Genomic DNA, 17,150 nt, shown 5'->3' with positions numbered 1-17,150 from the left:
GCTTTTTCAAAAAACAGTTCCAGTTCAAAAATGGTGACAGCCCTTGCGTCTATGGCCATCATATAGAAGTTTCCATTTCGTATTTCTAAAGAAAGGTTTTTGCTGGAATCTTCCTTTTCAAAATCAAATATTTCCCGCCCAAAAGCACAGGGATTTCCTATTTCCCCCAGCAAAAATCGCAGGATATCTATCATGTGGGAGCCGTTGTGGAGGGCGCCCTTTCCGTAATAGCCCACCCCTTTTAAAAACCTGCCGTAGGATGGGATTTCTTTTTTTAAGTTATGGAATTCTTTTAAGAAGCGCCTGCTGTAGTTTACCGTTAAGGGGATTTTCCCCTCATAAAGGCTTTGTATTTCCCCCGCCTCATTAAAAGTGGAAGCCAATGGCTTTTCTGCAACCACAAGCTTGGGAGAAAAACATGCAATTTCTTTTAACACCACTCCGTGGAAAGCATCCGGGACACAGCAGTAAACCACGTCCGCATCCCTTAAGGCGGATGCGGTATCCCGGAAGGCTTTCCCCCCCCAGCGGCCAGCTGCTTCCCGGGACTTATTTTCATCCCTGTCGAAAAATCCCAGCAGTTCAAAATCCGGGTGTAAGGTTATGGCGTGTGCATGGGTTAAGACTTTTTCGCTTTTTGGGGAGTCGAATCCTGCGGCAATATTTCCGGCTCCTATAATAACTGCTTTATACATCTTTATTTTCCCTGCTATCCCTTAACCTTCATCAAAATCTTCGCCTACTTTAAATTTTGGAATCCATTTCCCATCGGCATTTTTTTCAAACAGTTTGCGGTTTACATATCTGTCCACTACCTGCCAAAATTCTTCTTCTGTTAAAGAGAGATATTCGCAGGTTTTTTTAATATACTTTTCACCGCATTTGCCGTCATATTCCGTTACGTTCCAAATTGCCTGCTCCCTTGTAAGCCTGCCTTCCCGGATATCGTAGCATGCTTCATCTGTGGCAAAGCCAAAACCAAATTTTAAATACTTAATCATCTGATTGACTACCACTAAATCGGTATCTAATGCTGAATATCTGCGATACCGTCCTATATCGTGTAAATCCTCTGATGTCCGTCCCATTAAACCTCTGGCCACAGAAAAATCAGCATTGTATACCTGTGACCATTCTTTGGCATAATACTGTAAAAAGACAGCTTTTATCCCTTTTTCTTTCATGGATTCAATATTGGGCATACGATAGAAATATACATCGTCTATATCAATATTGTTTTCACCCCGGATTAGTGCTTCTGCGTCCCCGCCGCTTAAAGTATCAAGCTGCACTACACTGTATGCATTTCCGGTTGTTTCCTGAATTCCGGCAGTTCCCAGTGTCAAAGCAGCATTTTCTCCCTGGATGATTAAGGGTATATTGAACTTGTCTGCCATAATATAAGCAGAAGCCCAGAGACAATATTCAGAGGCTATCACCATGTTGCCCTTTTCCAGAAAACATTTTTTTGCAAGCTGTTTTGCAATATTAGGATTGTTATGTATGGATATAATATCAAAACCAAGACGGTTTAAATTGTCAATATTTGCTTTGCCCGTTTCTGTAATTTCATCAGGCGCACAATTTACCAGCAGGGGGTGCAAGCCTAACCGTTCTTTTGCATACACTGCCTGAAAAGTACTGTCCTTGCCTCCGCTGACTCCAATTACACAGTCGTAGGAAATCTGCCGTTTCCGGCGTTCCTGTTTTGCCCATTCTGCTATTTGCTGCAGTTCCTGTTCTCTTGCCGGCCAGTCAATGTTCTTTTTACTTTCTTCATATTTACATGCAAAACATACCCCGTCCTTATCAAATAAAATTCCCGGTCTTGTATCGGGCTGTAAGCACTTTTTACAATATTTCATATTCTTCCTCCTAGAATTTAAAATACTTTACGTTTATAAAACACATCTGGCCGCCAGTCGTCCATCTTTTTAAATATACCGCCCATTTCATTCCAAAGTTTCTCATGTTTCTGAATTGTCCATTCTTTCATATATTCCTCATATTTCCAGGTTCCCAACTCTTTTCCATATACTTCAAGTTCTTCTTTACACATGGGCAGAAGAGGATTTTTATAAAACATTGTCCGGTAAGGAATATATTCTCTGTCATAAAACAGGTAATGCATACTGTAGAACTGGTATAATTGTTCTATGTTACCTTTGGGCTTTAAGGTTTCCAGATTCATAATCAGGTCATCATATTCTTCTTTGGTTTTTGGATTCCATGTGAAATCGAAAGCAGATTGGGGATTTATTCCTGCATTAATAACCTCTATTCCGATGGCAGGATATTCATGTCCAATGGTCCCGCAGACAGTAAGGGCATAAGCGGCTCCTTCTTTCTTTAATTGAAGTGGAGAAACATGCAGCGGCAGCATCTGTATTTTGGGATAACGCTTTACATAACTTTCTAATATCATTAAGTCCCTTCGGCGCACATAGGGATGCATTTTTAAATACCAGTGGTAATTCGGAGTTTTTTCTGACAATTCCCCCAGATGACACAGCCATTCCATATAACTGTTGTCAAATATCTGCTCTCCGCACCAGTAAGAGTCTTCTTCAAATATATGGGGGCAGATTATGATTTTAATCTTATCATCTGAATGTAACACGTTTTCTTTCTTAAACTCTTCCGCAAAACTAAAAATGTATATGCCGCTGGGATCAACTTCATCCACACTGCCGTTAATGTGTTGATTGATATGTTCTTTGGCCCATTTCAGGCCGTATTCCTGTTCTTCAGGGGTTAATTCCTGCCACATGTCTTTATAATGCAGACATGCATCCGTATGACCATGAAAATCGAAACAAGCTTTTTCCATGATATATTCCACAGCATATACGGGAATTCCCTTTGTAATAGCGATGTCCCTGATATAGCCTTCCCAGCAGACAGCATCTGCCATCAGAACGGTTTTTATATCATGATCCTGTATATAGTGATACCAGAAAACAATGGTATCTACCGTTGCTTTCACAAAGACACGCATCCGTTCTGAACGCAAATTATAATCCGGTACGTTTTCCCGGAGGAAATCCCGGATAAATGTGGTTCCAAAACAAATCCCATAAATGGTTATATTCTTCCAGTCCTTCCAGGTATACAGACCATCCCAGACATTTTCAAAAATCGCATCGGATTCCTTCTGCAGCTCTTCGGTTAGAGAGCTGTCTACCAGTCCTACAACATTAAAAGCCTTATAGATATCCAGAACTACTTCCGATGCATTTTTTACGGAGGCACCATACCTGCAGTATCCGTAAATAGAAGCGTCGTATTTTTCTGCAAGATAATTGGAACAGTATGCATATTGTACAGAATTCTGGTCATGCCTGCTGTCAAAAGGAACAAGGATAATTCTGTCTGTTAATTCCTTTTTCTTATCTTTCCAGATATCTGACATGAAAGTAATATATCTGTCTGTTATCTTATCTCTGTGGTGGATACACATATCATCCCAAATAAAAAAATCCTTGTCCGGGATAAAACCTTCTTTTATCAGCTGATTAGAGATATCCATCATAAACCTGTATGCGGCCACTATAATAGGCTGGTTATTTGTCCTTCGCTTCTGGAACTCTTCCAGACTTATAATCTCTTTTCCACAAAGGCTGTTTCCATCGCCGTATCTTTTATTATCTATAAATGCGCCAATGGATATGGTATCTGCCAATTTATTGTGCAATTTTTCACCGTCCACGCCTGCTCCAAATACATATATTTCTTTGTCTGCGAACAGTTCTTTACATTCACTGCAGTTTAAAAATTTCATTTCGCAGTTACCTCCATTATTAATAGATTACCTTATTTTCACAGACTGGCTTAATCTGCGAAAATAAGGAAAAATGCAGGAATCAAGGTATTAGAAACCATGATTCCTGTTGGATTCTTCTTTGACATCAAAATGAGTCCATTTGACCATAACTATCAGCAAAAATATTTATCTGACGAATTTTTGAATTAAAAGATGGATGTACATATCTGTTTAATGTGGTATTGACATCCGCATGGCCAAGGATTTCGCTTAAACATTTTGGATCCATACCACTCTCAATACAATTCGTGGCAAAGGTGTGGCGGAGGGAATGAAAATGTTTCCCTTTGATAGATAAAGCGGAAAAATATTGGTTCAGTCTGTATTGATACGTCCTTGGTTCTGTAGGTTTATCGCCCAGCAAGTATTCAGTTTTGGGTTTATTTTCCATAAGCAGCTTAAGAAGCAAATCACACAGTGGAATTTCCCGTCTTGAGGATGCGGTTTTTGGTTCTGAAATCATTAACTGAGTTTTTCCAACTTTATCTTCCGACTTTATCCTTTGTACCGTTTGATTTACATAAATACATTTCCTGGAAAGGTCGATGGACTCCGTTTTTAATGCGCAGATTTCTCCAAGCCTTAAACCTGTGTACAGGCATACCAGCACACCCAGCTTGTAGGAATCCATACCGCAAAGTAAAAAAGACTTTAATTTTGCCTGTTCTTCGTTTGTTAAAACAGATATCTGCTGATAATTCTTTCTGGCAGCAGGAAGGCTTGCTTTTATCTCCGGAACAGAAACAGGACTTTTTCCGTAAGTAAGAATTTGAAACAGCACGATTTTAATACTGCTAAAAGTGCTGTGGGAAATAGCGTTTTCCCGATACTGTCCGTATGCAGTTTCTAAAAGATTGGTGCAGTCCGAAACTGTAATCTGCTCCATATCTTTTTCTCCGACTTGCGGCTGAATATATTTGCTGTATATATTCTGATATTTCACATAGGTAGAATATTTTCTTGTAAAGAGCACATATTGCAGCCATTGTTCTGAAACCGTGTTTAAATTGTTTGTTTTTTCTCTTATCATACACTTTCCTCCAGTATTAAATTATGATTTATAGTATACTATTTATAGCAGAAGCAGTTTTCTATTAAAATCCCTTGAAAGCCCATGGATAAGGAAGAAGGATAATAAACTTTACATATATGTAAAGAGATGATATAATACAGGCAGTTATATCTGTTGGTATTCATAATGAGGAAGGCAGGGGGAAATGGATGAAACAAACAATTGGCATTGGTTATCAGGATTTTTCCATGATTCGGGAAAAGAATTATTTTTATATAGACAAAACGGATTTTATCCGTGAGTGGTGGGAAAATGGAGCACAAGTGACCTTGATTACCCGACCCAGAAGGTTTGGAAAAACCCTGAACATGAGTATGACGGAACAGTTTTTTTCCTTAGATTATGCGGGGCGTTCTGATTTATTTGAGGGGCTTTCCATCTGGGAAAAAGAGGAATACCGAAATCTCCAGGGGACATATCCGGTCATCAGCCTTTCTTTTGCAGGAGTCAAAGAAAACACATACCAAAAAGCATATGAAAGAATCTGCCAGATGCTGTCGGAGTTGTATATCCGGTTTGGTAAGATAAAAGATAAAGAGAAATTGACTGACAGCGAATGCAGCTTTTTTGAGCGGGTAGAACGGGGGGATATCCGGGAAACAGAGGCGGCAATAGCCCTGCACCGTTTGGCCGGCTATCTTTTCCGCTATTATGGAAAAAAAGTAATCATCCTTTTAGATGAATATGATACCCCCATGCAGGAGGCGTATGTGTACGGTTTTTGGGAAGAACTGGTTTCCTTTACCAGAAACCTGTTTCATTCCACATTTAAGACAAATCCATATATAGAGAGGGGATTAATGACGGGCATTACCAGAGTAAGCAGGGAATCCATGTTTTCTGATTTAAACAATCTGAATGTTGTTACAACTACTTCTAGTGAATATGCTGCGTCTTTCGGATTCACAGAACAGGAAGTATTTGATGCTATGGACACTATGGGACTTTCAGAAGATAAAGAGAAAGTAAAATTCTGGTATGACGGTTTTATATTCGGGAACCAGCCGGATATCTACAACCCCTGGTCTGTTATCAATTATCTGGACAAAAGAATGTTTGATACCTACTGGGCCAACACCAGTTCCAACAGCCTTGCAGGAAAATTAATCCGAGAGGGAAGCAAAGATGTAAAAATTACTATGGAGAGCCTGCTGAGAGGAGAAGCCCTGTGTACGAAGATAGATGAGCAGATTGTATTTAACCAGCTTGACTACAACGAATATGCCATTTGGAGCCTTTTACTTGCCAGCGGTTACTTAAAAGTTGAAGAACGCAACATGGATGCGGACAGGGTAAAAAGTGAATATAAGTTAAAGCTTACCAACAATGAAGTGAAATATATGTTTGAGGACATGATAGAGGGATGGTTTAAAAATTATACCCCGTCCTATAACGACTTTATTAAATCCTTGCTTTCAGAGGATATAGACGCCATGAATGAATATATGAATCAGGTTGCTTTTGAGACGTTCAGCAATTTTGACACAGGGAAGAGGCCTTCCGCAAAGTCTCAGCCGGAGCGTTTTTATCATGGATTTGTCCTGGGGCTTATGGTGGATTTAGGAAACCGATATACAATTACCTCTAACCGTGAAAGCGGATTTGGGCGGTACGATGTGATGTTAGAGCCGCAAAGAGAAGAAGACAATGCGTATATTTTAGAGTTCAAGGTGCATAACCCCAGGAAAGAAAAAAGCCTTGAGGAAACGGTGGAAGCCGCTTTAAGGCAGATAGAAGACAAACAATATGATGCTGTTCTTAAAAGAAAAGGAATCCCATCAGAGAAAATAAAAAAATATGGATTTGCTTTTGAGGGAAAAACTGTATTGATTGGATAAATGTGTATCTGCAGTCTTGTTTTAAAATGACGGAATGTCTTAAGAAAAATAGCATTTTGTACGATAAATATAATGAAATCATTGTAAGTGGACTATTTTTTCAACACATCATTAAGAAAAATGGCTTGATAAAAGTCGGTATATGGATTATGATGTAAAAAGAGTAAGAGAACAATAACGTAAAATTTCGCAGATTAAGCCATTCTGCGAAAAATATATGAATTAGGGAAGAGATATGTCTAAGAATACGCAAAAATATACGGTCCGTGAAATGACACCGGAAGAACTGCGCAGAATGCAGCTCATTCAGTTGGAACTATTAAAAGAAGTTGACAGGATTTGTCTGAAATACAATATATCTTATTCCGTGGAGGGCGGGACCCTTCTTGGCACGGTGCGGCATAAGGGATTTATCCCATGGGATGATGATGTAGATATTGCCATGGTGCGGAGTGAATACCGCAGGTTCTGCAGGGCTTGTAAAAAAGAATTGAATACAGAGAAATACTTTTTTCAAAACAATGAAACCGACCCGGAGTACCGGTGGGGATACGCAAAGGTTTTAAAAAACGGGACTTCTTTTATCCGTTATGGACAGGAGCATATGAAAATGCGCCGGGGTGTATATGTGGAAATATTTCCTATGGATGGAATTCCTGAAAAGTACCTGGAAAAGAAGTTTTACAATTTCCTGCGGCTCTGCTGTAGAAAGGTTATGTATTCGGAGGCAGGAAAAGTGTGCGGTGGAAGCTGGCTTAAAAGGCTGTGGTTTTGGTGTCTGAACCGGATTCCGGTAGACAGGGCATTTGACATGCTTGATTTTCTTTCTAAAAAATATGATGAGAGGAAATCAAAATATGTGACCTGTCTGTCTTTCCCGGACTGCTGGGTGAAAGGAGAACCGGGATTTAAACGGGAGTTTTATATAAACACCAAGCGGATGCTGTTTGAGGGAGAAGAGATAAATGTTCCCCAGAAAGAAAATGAACTGCTGGTGACTTTGTACGGCAGGGATTACATGACCCCGCCCCCGGAGGAAGACAGGGAGACGCATATACCGGCGTCAAGTTTTGATTTTTAGGAGACAAAGTAAATGAATTTGAAAAACTGTAATGCAGAGAATTTTATAAAACAATTAAGTGGAAAAAAAATAATTTGTTTCGGTGCAGGCAGCACATTGATAGAAGCAGATTTTGAAGTAAAGAAAATAAATGATTTAGAGAATCATATCGCTTTCTTTGTAGATAACGATACAAAAAAGCATGGCATGAAATTTGAGTATTGCAATCATATCTATGACATTAAAAACGTAAATGTTTTAAAAAATGTAAATCAAGAAGAATATGTTCTGCTAATTACTTGCGCTTTTTACGTTGAAATATATAAACAGTTGAAAACCATTCCGGAAATTTCTGATTTGGATTGCTATATGTATAATGTGGTATGCAGTTATCCCGAACTAGATGTTAAAGGTTTTTTTGAAAAAGAAATCCAAAAAAAACCTTACAAAGAATGGAAGTCTGTCTTAAATCATTTAAACCTAAAAGATATCCATAAAGGAAAAAGATGTTTTATCATTGGAAATGGTCCCAGTTTGAAAGCAGAAGATTTAGATAAGCTAAAAGGTGAAATAACATTTGCCGCAAATCGTATATTTAAAATTTTTCCTCGAACTGACTGGCGTCCCACTTATTATATCTGCATAGATTACCTGATGTACGGGATAGACTACAAAGAAATAAACCACATTGATTCAAAACTCCGGTTCGTCCCGCTGGAAAGAGCCCTTGCGGCAGGGGAAATCTATGACGAAGTGACGTATTATAACAGGGTGGTTAACTGTGTTGACATCAAGGATGGAAAAATTGTAAGGGGCAAAGAATTTGCTTTTTCAGACAATATTGAGGACGTTGTGTACGGTGGTCAGACTGTACTATTTGATGCAATACAGATTGCCGCATATATGGGCTTTTCAGAAATTTACTTATTAGGTGTGGACTGCGGTTACAAACTTGAAGTTTTGGAAAATGGATCTATTGTAGAAAACAACATTGAAAAGAATCATTTTGACGACAGCTATGATGAAGGCCTTGAAGGTAAAATTGCTGTTGTAGGGACTTTATATGCAACCCGGCTTGCGTTTGAAAAAGCAAAAGAAAGCTGTGAAAAAAAAGGCATAATCATCAGAAATGCAACCAGAGGGGGGAAACTGGAAATCTTTCAGAGAGTTTCTCTGGAAGATGTAGTGGATTAAAGGAGAACTGTTCTAATGGAATGTAAGATATGTGGCTGTAAAGATTCTAAACAAATATACAATGGAACTATTCGTGATGGGATTTTTGGGAATTATACTCAAAAGCCGGTAGAAATGTGGCAATGTTGCAGTTGTGGAGCCATTTATCATGAAAATATTACAAAAAGCGCCTCATATTATGAGAGTGTTGAGTATCGTGAAAAGATGGGGGAAAAACCAGGAGATTATGAAGCTTTACATGACAGAGAAGTTTTAGAAAAGCTGAATTATACTGGAACAGATATTTTTAGGAATAAAATAGTTGCTGATATTGGATGTGCTGGGGGAAGTTTTTTGGATTTTGTGTCAGGCGCTGCAGATAAAGTAATCGGAATTGAACCGACAAGTGCTTATCATGGAATACTTCTGGAAAAAGGTTATCATGTATATGCTTATGCAAATGATGCACTGGAAGACTTTGAAAATACGGTTGATGTAGTTACTTCTTTTGATGTTATTGAGCATGTGGAAAATCCAGTAACATTTTTGAAAGAATGCCACCGCCTGCTTGTACCGGGGGGGAGGATTATTATTGGCACCCCTACCGAGCAGCCGGTTATGCGGATGGCATTGGGTGCAGAATATGACAGATTTTTGTTTTCTACCCAGCATCTGTGGATATTAAATAAGGAGAGCCTGGAATTGTCTGCAAGGCAGGCAGGGTTTAAAAATATCCATGTTTCATATAGACAACGGTATGGTTTGGGAAACCTTGTGGCATGGCTGAAGCATAAGAAACCGATGGGTAATGTCAGCTGGCCGTATATTTCTGAAAGTGTAAGCAAAAACTGGGCTTTAAATTGTGAAGAGCGGGAACTGGCAGATTATATTATTATATATGCAGAAAAATAAAGCAGAAAGGCAGCAGTAATGAATCCCTTTATAAACCAAAAAAACTTTTTCCTAATTGCAGGCCCATGTGCGCTGGAGTCGGAAGAAAATGCCATGTATCTAGCAGCTAAAATAAAAGAAATCACAAATACCTTAGGTATTAAGTATTGCTTTAAAGCTTCGTGGGACAAGGCAAACCGCACTTCGGCTATAAAGTATAGAGGCCCGGGTATAGAAGAGAGTATACGCATTTTTAAAAAAATCAAAGAGAAAATTGATGTGTGTATAGCAACAGACATCCATGAGGCCTGGCAGGCTGAAAAAGTAGCAGAAGTTGTAGACATTATACAGATTCCAGCTTTTTTATGCAGACAGACAGATTTAATTGAAGCAGCATCAAAAACCGGCAAGGTATTAAATATTAAAAAAGCACAATTTTTAAGTCCAGAGGAAATGGGAAATGTCATTAGCAAATGCGAATATTTTGGCAACAAAAATCTCATGTTATGTGAAAGGGGCACATGTTTCGGCTATAACAATCTTGTTGTAGATATGACCGGATTGGTAAGGATGAAAAAACTAGGATATCCGGTTGTATTTGATGCAACCCACAGCGTCCAGATATCCGGCGGCGGCGAAGGTTATGGAAACAGCGGGAAACGGGAATTTGTACCATATCTTGCAAGGGCTGCTATGGCTACAGGGGTTTTAGACGGCATTTTTATGGAAGTACACGATAATCCGGATCAGGCAAAATGTGATGGGAGCTGTATGCTCCATCTGGATAAATTAGAGCCGCTTTTAAACCAGTTGCTAGAAATAAGAGCTATACAAAACAAATATTCATATGGAGCAATATAAATGTACATATTAAAACCTGTTGCCCATGACACAATTTGGGGTGGACAAAAATTAAAGCAATTTACAGTGGATTCTTCTATGCAATTAGGGCATTTATATATGGTTAGTGGACGTAAAGATATGTCGAATATCATATTAAATGGCAGTAAGTATGGAATGACGCTGCAGGAGCTTTTTAATGAAAAAAAACATCTTTGGAATATGGAAAGATTTGAGGAATTCCCCCTCACAATAGCATTGGTAGACGCAAATGAAAATTTAAGCATACAGGTACATCCCGATGATGAAGCGGCTGAACAAATCGAACATAAACGGATTGGAAAAACAGAATCATGGGTATTTCTAGAGCCACCTTTGTCTGGCTGGATATATGCGGGTTGCAAATGTGCGTCGACAGAAATGATAAAGGCGGCTATTTCAAATAACGAAATGGAACAGATTACAGACCGCCTGGACATTACAAAAAATGATTACGTCTGTGTGGCGGCAGGGACATTGCATGCAATGACAGCCGGAAGCCTTGTGTATGAAATTGAATATGGCAGTGATTATACATACCGTTTTTATGATTATAACAGAACAGACAAAAATGGGAATGCCAGGGAATTGCATATTGAAAAAGCTATTCGGTCTATATATCCCGAAAAGCATCCGGCTGCCAAAAGTTTTACTGGTGGAAATTGGATAAGGGAGAAGTATTATGAACTATGCAGGTTAAAAGATATATGCGGTTATAAGAATAATTCTTCAACCGTAGAATGTATTTCATTGCTTAAAGGGAACGGGACATATGACAATTGTAGTATAAAAAGCGGAATGAGTATCCTTCTGCTTCCGGGAGAGATACTTACGGATATAACTATATGCGATGCCATAGCGGCCAGGCTGAGGGTAACGGATGAAAAAGAGAATTAAAATTTTTGTCATGGATGTCGACGGAACCATGACAAATGGCAAAATATATATGGGAAAAACCGGTGAAATATTTAAAGCTTTTGATATAAAAGACGGATATGGAATTCATGAAATACTGCCAGCACATAATGTTACAACCGTGATATTAACGGGTCGGTTTTCTGACATTGTAATAAACCGTGGGAAAGAATTGGCAGTTGACCATATCCTGCAAAATATTAAGGATAAAAAAAATGCTATAAAGGAATTAGCTAAAACTCTGGGATGCGATACTGATGAAATCGCTTATATCGGCGACGATATCATTGACCTTGACGCAATGGAACTTTGTGGAGCCAAAGGATGCCCTGCAGATGCTGTAACGGAAATAAAGGCTGCGGCCGATTATGTTTCCTGCAAAAAAGGCGGCGAGGGAGCTGTCAGGGACTTTATTGAATGGCTTTTAGCTGTGGGAATGATATAGTGGAAAGTATATGAAAGGATTTATAAAATGAATATCAATCTATGCCCTTCTATGATGTGTGCAGATTTCAGTAATTTGAAGCGTGAAATTTCTCTCTTGGAAGAAGCGGGTGCTGACATATTTCATCTGGATGTTATGGATGGACAATATGTGCCTAATTTTGGAATGGGGCTGCAGGACGTACGGTTTATCTGCCAAAATGCGTCTATTAAAACAGAATTACATTTAATGATTGAACATCCTATGAGACATATTGAGTTATTCGCCTCCTGTGGTGTGGATATTATCTACATTCATCCGGAATCCGAATACCATGCAATTACAACCCTCCAAAAAATTGGGGAGTTAGGGCTGCAGGCCGGAATTGTATTAAATCCGGGCACATCAGTAAGTTCCATATTAGAACTGTTAAATGTGGTAGACAGAGTTATGGTTATGGGTGTAAACCCTGGACAGGCCGGACAAATGTACCTCCCGTATGCAGAAAACAAAATTGAGCAACTGTTAGAATTAAGTCAGAAATACAAATTCTCTATTGGAATGGACGGTGCATGCAACAAGGATGTAATCAACCGTTTAAGTAAAAAGGGCGTTGAAAATTTTGTATTAGGGACAGCAGGGCTTTTTTATGGAAATATGAATTACAAGGAAAATATGCAACAGCTTTTAAATGCCATAGGAAGGAGAAAAAAGCATGAAGATAGTCGCATTTGCCACAATTAAAATGAATAGTGAACGGGTACCGCATAAAAACATCCAACAAATCGGCAGTAAGCCATTATGTTATCATATTCTCGATACGGCATTGAAAGTCAAAGAAATTAACCGTGTATGCGTTTATTGCAGTAATGAAGATATTGTGAAATATGTTCCTCCTGGCGCTGAGTTCCTAAAACGTGAAGCATGGCTGGATGGGAATGAAATCAGGGCAAAAGATACTTATACGGCTTTTGTAAACGATGTTGAGGCGGACATTTATATTGCAATGTGTACAACTTCCCCCTTTACCCAGGGGAAAACAATAGAAAATGCTTTACAGAAGGTTTTATATGAAGGATATGATTCTGCCTTTACGGCAAAGAGGATGCAGACATTTGCGTGGTATAAAGGCAATCCAATAAATTATGATATTAATTATGTACCGCGCACTCAGGATATGGAACCTGTTTATGTTGAAACAAGCGCATTTTTTATATTTACCAAAGAATTATGGATTAAACACGGACGCAGAATAGGCTTTCATCCGTATATTCAGGAAGTCGGGGAAATAGAATCAGTTGATATCGATACAATGGAAGATTTAGAATTTGCAAAAATATTGGCAGATAATGTTTTGCACATCTAGGAATGAAAAAATTTTATAAGGAGAACGACAAATGTATCTCGAATGGGAGCAGGCAACGGGTTGCCTCATAGATAGTGCCATACTGGAAAAACTGAAAAATTACCAAAACATTATTATCTTCGGCGCCGGTGACAGCGGAGACTGGACATTGGAATTTTTGCGGCAGCATGATATTTTCCCAAGGTGTTACTGTGATAATTCACAGCAGAAATGGGGAAAAGAAAAAAACGGACTGTTCATCCGAAAATTTACAGACGCTGTGCAGGAATATGAAGATGCGGCAATTTGCATAGCTTCTATGTGGAAAGAAGAAATATATCGGCAGATATGTGCGTATAACCCACTGCTTTCAGAACATATCTACGATATGCTGACATCTATGGCATGGGAAACAAACCAGCGGCTGTATGAATCAAATGAAATGGATTATATCCGAAAAAATATGGATGCTTATGAAAACCTGCACCAGGCTCTAGCAGACGAACAGTCAAAAATGGTATTGGAAGGCGTTTTAAATTACCGTCTGACAAGGAAACAAGAATGGCTTAAAAAAATCAGGAGCAAAGAAAACATATACATAGACAAAGTACTGCTGGCGAAAAAGCAGCTGAAGGAAATTGCCGGCAGCATAATCATCGATGGCGGGGCATTTGACGGTGATACGGTGGAAATGTTCTCAGAAATGCTGGGCAGCCGGAATAACCTTAATATCCATTGTTATGAGGCAGACACCGCAAATTATGAAATATTGGAAAATAAAATAACATCAGATACATACCTGCCCCATAATATCACACTGCATAAGGCCGCTTTATGGGATAAAAAAGGGATGATCCAATTTGGTGGGAATGGATTGTCAGGATGTGTCGGAAAGGGCTTGGGCAATTATATTCCTACAGAACGGATAGATGATTATCCCTATGAGAAAGTCGGGCTTATTAAACTTGACATAGAAGGCGCTGAAAGAAATGCGCTTCTAGGAGCTGTTGACACCATAAAGAAATATAAACCTGTACTGGCTGTTTGCGCTTACCATCTACAAGATGATTTATTGGTTTTATCTGATTTTATCCAGTCATTAGATAGTGATTATAAATTATTTTTAAGACATTATATGCTGTCTGCCGGTGACACGGTTTTGTACGGGATATCCCAATAAGGGAAACTGTCCTGTCTCAGCGGCAAAGAATAAAACAGGAAAATTCCTTAAGAATTGTAACATGAATTATTTTGATTGGAGGTGTTTTAGTGCAATTTAATATACAACATGTGGATGAATTTATAAATTTCATCCGTTCTTACGAAGGAAAAGGAAATATATATGTAGTCGGGGCAGGGGAATATGGGAAGCAAATAGGAAAACTGCTTACGGACAATAGAATAGAATGGAATGGCTTTGTAGATGGATATTTAAAAGAACTGTATGAAACGGAAACTGGTAAAATGATATATTCTTACTCTGCTTCTTTTACAGAAGAGGATTGTTTTATTATTTCGTCTAAAGTTTATGCAGATAAAATGGAACAGCAGTTAAAACGAGCGCATATTCAAGAGGGTAATATATTAAAGTTTAGCAACATTGTAGATATTATATGGGAGTGTCCTGCCGTTATTGATGATTGGAGAGGATATCTACAGAAAGTTCAGAAATTCCACAATTTGTATCAAGGACAAAAATGTTTTATCATTGGTAATGGACCGAGTCTTGCCATAGAAGATCTGGAAAAACTGAAAAATGAGGTTACATTTGCCTGTAATTCCATTTATGGGCTTTATAGCAGAACCGAATGGAGACCTACATTTTGGTGTGCGTGGGACGATGTGTTTTGTGAAAGTATACTAAAAGAAAGAAAAAATGTTAAATATCTACTGTCTAACTGTGATGCGGCTTTTACAAGTGCAAATAAGAACACCCGTCTTTTACGTTCTGACGTAGATTTTTCAAACTTGTTTTTTGTTAGAGCTAGATGGAAGTCTGATGAGAAATCTGGGCTGTCTTTGTTTAGTGATGATTGTAGTAGCTACTGTTATGCATCTGGCACAGTGACGTATTTAATGCTTCAGTTGGCAGTATATATGGGGTTTCATGAGATTTACTTATTGGGAATAGATATGTCGTATTCAGCTAAGTTTCTTGAGGATGGGACAGTTGATTATAGCAATAGTTATGCGGAAGGAATAAAGCAGAAGGAAGCAGAGTTAGAACAGGAAATAGATAAAATTTGTATTTATGCCAATGAAAAAATGCATGAAAAAGCTTACATGGCGGCGCACCAATATGCAGATTCTCATGGAATAAAAATATATAATGCAACTCGTGGGGGGGAATTGGAAGTTTTTGAAAGAGTTGAATTAGATGGAATGTTAAAAATTTGTGAATAAAATTTCAAAAAGATAGGAGAAAAAATGGAACTAAATGAAATATATCGGAACAAAGCGCATCTCTTTATACCAGCAGGTGCCCATACATATAGCAGAACGGACGAAGTGTTTCCCGAAAATGCCCCAAGAATAATGGAAAAAAGCAAAGGGGTATGTACATGGGATGTTGATGGAAAAAAATATATCGATTATGCAATGGCATGCCGTTCTGTCACAGTCGGATATAATTTTGACAGAATTTCTAATGCAGCCATAGAGCAGATTCACAATGGAAATACTGCATCCAAAGCATCTAAAATAGAAGTTGAGGCAGCGGAGCTGTTATGTGATTTAATCCCCTGGGCAGATATGGTGAAGTTTGCTAAAAATGGTTCCACAGTAACTTCTGCAGCAACTAAGCTAGCCAGGGCATATACGGGGAAAAAGTATATTGCTAGATGTAAAGATCATTCTTTTTTTTCATATGATGACTGGTTCATCGGAGACACAGTTATGAATTCCGGAATTCCACAAGAAATACAAAAACTGACATTACAGTTCAGTTTCAATAATATTGAATCTGTCAAGATGCTATTTGAACAACACAAAGGAGAAATAGCTGCCCTTATCATGGAACCCTGTGATTCAGAGGAACCGACGAATGGATTTCTTCAGGAAGTAAGAAAATTGTGTACGGAATATGGAGTAGTATATATTTTAGATGAGATGATTACGGGTTTTAGATGGGATATTCAGGGTGCGTGTAAGTATTATGATGTCGAACCAGATTTAGTGACATATGGTAAAGGTATGGCAAATGGTTTTTCTGTGGCTGCATTGGCAGGAAAAAGAGAGATTATGGATATGGGAGGTTTAACTTCGGGCAAAGAACGGGTATTCCTAATTTCTACAACTCATGGAGCAGAAATGAGTAGCCTGGGAGCTTTTGTTGAAACCGTACAGGTATATAAAGATTTAAATGTAACGGATCAGATTTGGCAAATGGGAAGAAAATTGGTAAATGGACTAAAAGATATTTCTAGGGAGTATTCATTGCAGGACTACTTTTATATCCAAGGTGCAGATTGTTCTCCTAATTTTGTAGTATGTGATCAAAATAAAAAACCATCCAACGAATATCGGACAGTATTTTGCCAGGAAATGATTAGAAAAGGGATTTTAATGCCTTATATTGCAATTGCATATGAGCACACAGAGAAAGTAATTGATGAAACTCTTGAAGCGGCAAGGCATGCAATAAAAACTTATTCCGACTCATTAAACGGAAACGTGAATCAATTTCTTATGGGAAATGTAATAAAGCCGGTTTTTAGAAGATTTAATTAAG

The 17,150-nt window shown here is 38.5% G+C and carries 16 protein-coding genes; 12 read left to right on the top strand and 4 right to left on the bottom strand.

What is annotated here, in order from left to right; translation table 11 throughout:
- The 4 genes from D7Y06_RS07950 to D7Y06_RS07935 form a co-directional block, all read right to left on the bottom strand.
- A partial coding sequence (locus D7Y06_RS07950) for a Gfo/Idh/MocA family protein (protein WP_147415608.1) occupies nt 1-695 on the bottom strand: 695 nt, incomplete at its 3' end.
- Between the two features lie 21 nt (nt 696-716).
- Nucleotides 717-1,865 (bottom strand): N-acetyl sugar amidotransferase, encoded by a 1,149-nt coding sequence (locus D7Y06_RS07945; RefSeq protein WP_120407272.1) that lies wholly within the window; start codon nt 1,863-1,865, stop codon nt 717-719.
- A 17-nt stretch (nt 1,866-1,882) separates the two neighbouring features.
- Nucleotides 1,883-3,781 (bottom strand): hypothetical protein, encoded by a 1,899-nt coding sequence (locus tag D7Y06_RS07940; protein ID WP_120407271.1) that lies wholly within the window; start codon nt 3,779-3,781, stop codon nt 1,883-1,885.
- A gap of 127 nt (nt 3,782-3,908) precedes the next feature.
- Nucleotides 3,909-4,853 (bottom strand): site-specific integrase, encoded by a 945-nt coding sequence (locus tag D7Y06_RS07935; protein WP_120407270.1) that lies wholly within the window; start codon nt 4,851-4,853, stop codon nt 3,909-3,911.
- A 191-nt stretch (nt 4,854-5,044) separates the two neighbouring features.
- Between D7Y06_RS07935 and D7Y06_RS07930 the strand changes: the two genes are divergently transcribed.
- From D7Y06_RS07930 to D7Y06_RS07875, 12 genes are all read left to right on the top strand, one after another.
- Nucleotides 5,045-6,733: an AAA family ATPase gene (locus D7Y06_RS07930; RefSeq protein WP_120407269.1), complete on the top strand. Its 1,689-nt coding sequence runs from the start codon at nt 5,045-5,047 to the stop codon at nt 6,731-6,733.
- Nucleotides 6,734-6,968: 235 nt separating this feature from the next.
- On the top strand, nt 6,969-7,814 hold the full coding sequence (locus D7Y06_RS07925) for a LicD family protein (protein WP_120407268.1): 846 nt from the start codon (nt 6,969-6,971) through the stop codon (nt 7,812-7,814).
- Nucleotides 7,815-7,826: 12 nt separating this feature from the next.
- Nucleotides 7,827-8,987, top strand: coding sequence for a 6-hydroxymethylpterin diphosphokinase MptE-like protein (locus D7Y06_RS07920; protein ID WP_120407267.1), 1,161 nt, complete (start codon nt 7,827-7,829; stop codon nt 8,985-8,987).
- 15 nt (nt 8,988-9,002) lie between these two features.
- Nucleotides 9,003-9,878, top strand: a complete 876-nt coding sequence (locus tag D7Y06_RS07915; RefSeq protein WP_120407266.1) for a class I SAM-dependent methyltransferase — start codon at nt 9,003-9,005, stop codon at nt 9,876-9,878.
- A gap of 18 nt (nt 9,879-9,896) precedes the next feature.
- Nucleotides 9,897-10,718 carry a 3-deoxy-8-phosphooctulonate synthase gene (gene kdsA, locus D7Y06_RS07910; protein WP_120407265.1) on the top strand — a complete coding sequence of 274 codons (822 nt, stop codon included), beginning with the start codon at nt 9,897-9,899 and terminating at the stop codon, nt 10,716-10,718.
- The gene (locus D7Y06_RS07905; RefSeq protein ID WP_120407264.1) at nt 10,719-11,633 is read left to right on the top strand and encodes a type I phosphomannose isomerase catalytic subunit; all 915 of its coding nucleotides are present in this window, start codon (nt 10,719-10,721) and stop codon (nt 11,631-11,633) included.
- Nucleotides 11,617-12,096, top strand: a complete 480-nt coding sequence (locus D7Y06_RS07900; protein ID WP_120407263.1) for a KdsC family phosphatase — start codon at nt 11,617-11,619, stop codon at nt 12,094-12,096. The genes D7Y06_RS07905 and D7Y06_RS07900 overlap by 17 nt, the downstream gene beginning before the upstream one ends.
- 27 nt (nt 12,097-12,123) lie before the next feature.
- Complete coding sequence (locus D7Y06_RS07895; RefSeq protein ID WP_120407262.1) at nt 12,124-12,819, top strand: ribulose-phosphate 3-epimerase; 696 nt, start codon at nt 12,124-12,126, stop codon at nt 12,817-12,819.
- Complete coding sequence (locus tag D7Y06_RS07890) at nt 12,791-13,441, top strand: acylneuraminate cytidylyltransferase family protein (RefSeq protein ID WP_120407261.1); 651 nt, start codon at nt 12,791-12,793, stop codon at nt 13,439-13,441. Before D7Y06_RS07895 ends, D7Y06_RS07890 begins: the two co-directional genes overlap by 29 nt.
- 31 nt (nt 13,442-13,472) lie before the next feature.
- Nucleotides 13,473-14,600 (top strand): FkbM family methyltransferase, encoded by a 1,128-nt coding sequence (locus tag D7Y06_RS07885; RefSeq protein ID WP_120407260.1) that lies wholly within the window; start codon nt 13,473-13,475, stop codon nt 14,598-14,600.
- Between the two features lie 89 nt (nt 14,601-14,689).
- On the top strand, nt 14,690-15,823 hold the full coding sequence (locus D7Y06_RS07880) for a 6-hydroxymethylpterin diphosphokinase MptE-like protein (protein WP_120407259.1): 1,134 nt from the start codon (nt 14,690-14,692) through the stop codon (nt 15,821-15,823).
- A 24-nt stretch (nt 15,824-15,847) separates the two neighbouring features.
- Nucleotides 15,848-17,149: a glutamate-1-semialdehyde 2,1-aminomutase gene (locus D7Y06_RS07875; RefSeq protein WP_120407258.1), complete on the top strand. Its 1,302-nt coding sequence runs from the start codon at nt 15,848-15,850 to the stop codon at nt 17,147-17,149.
- Nucleotide 17,150 lies beyond the last annotated feature (1 nt).

The organism is Roseburia sp. 1XD42-69, from assembly GCF_003612565.1.
GTDB lineage: Bacteria > Bacillota > Clostridia > Lachnospirales > Lachnospiraceae > Roseburia_B.
The sequence above is the reverse complement of the archived record's forward strand: the minus strand, read 5'-3'. Positions and strand labels throughout refer to the sequence as shown.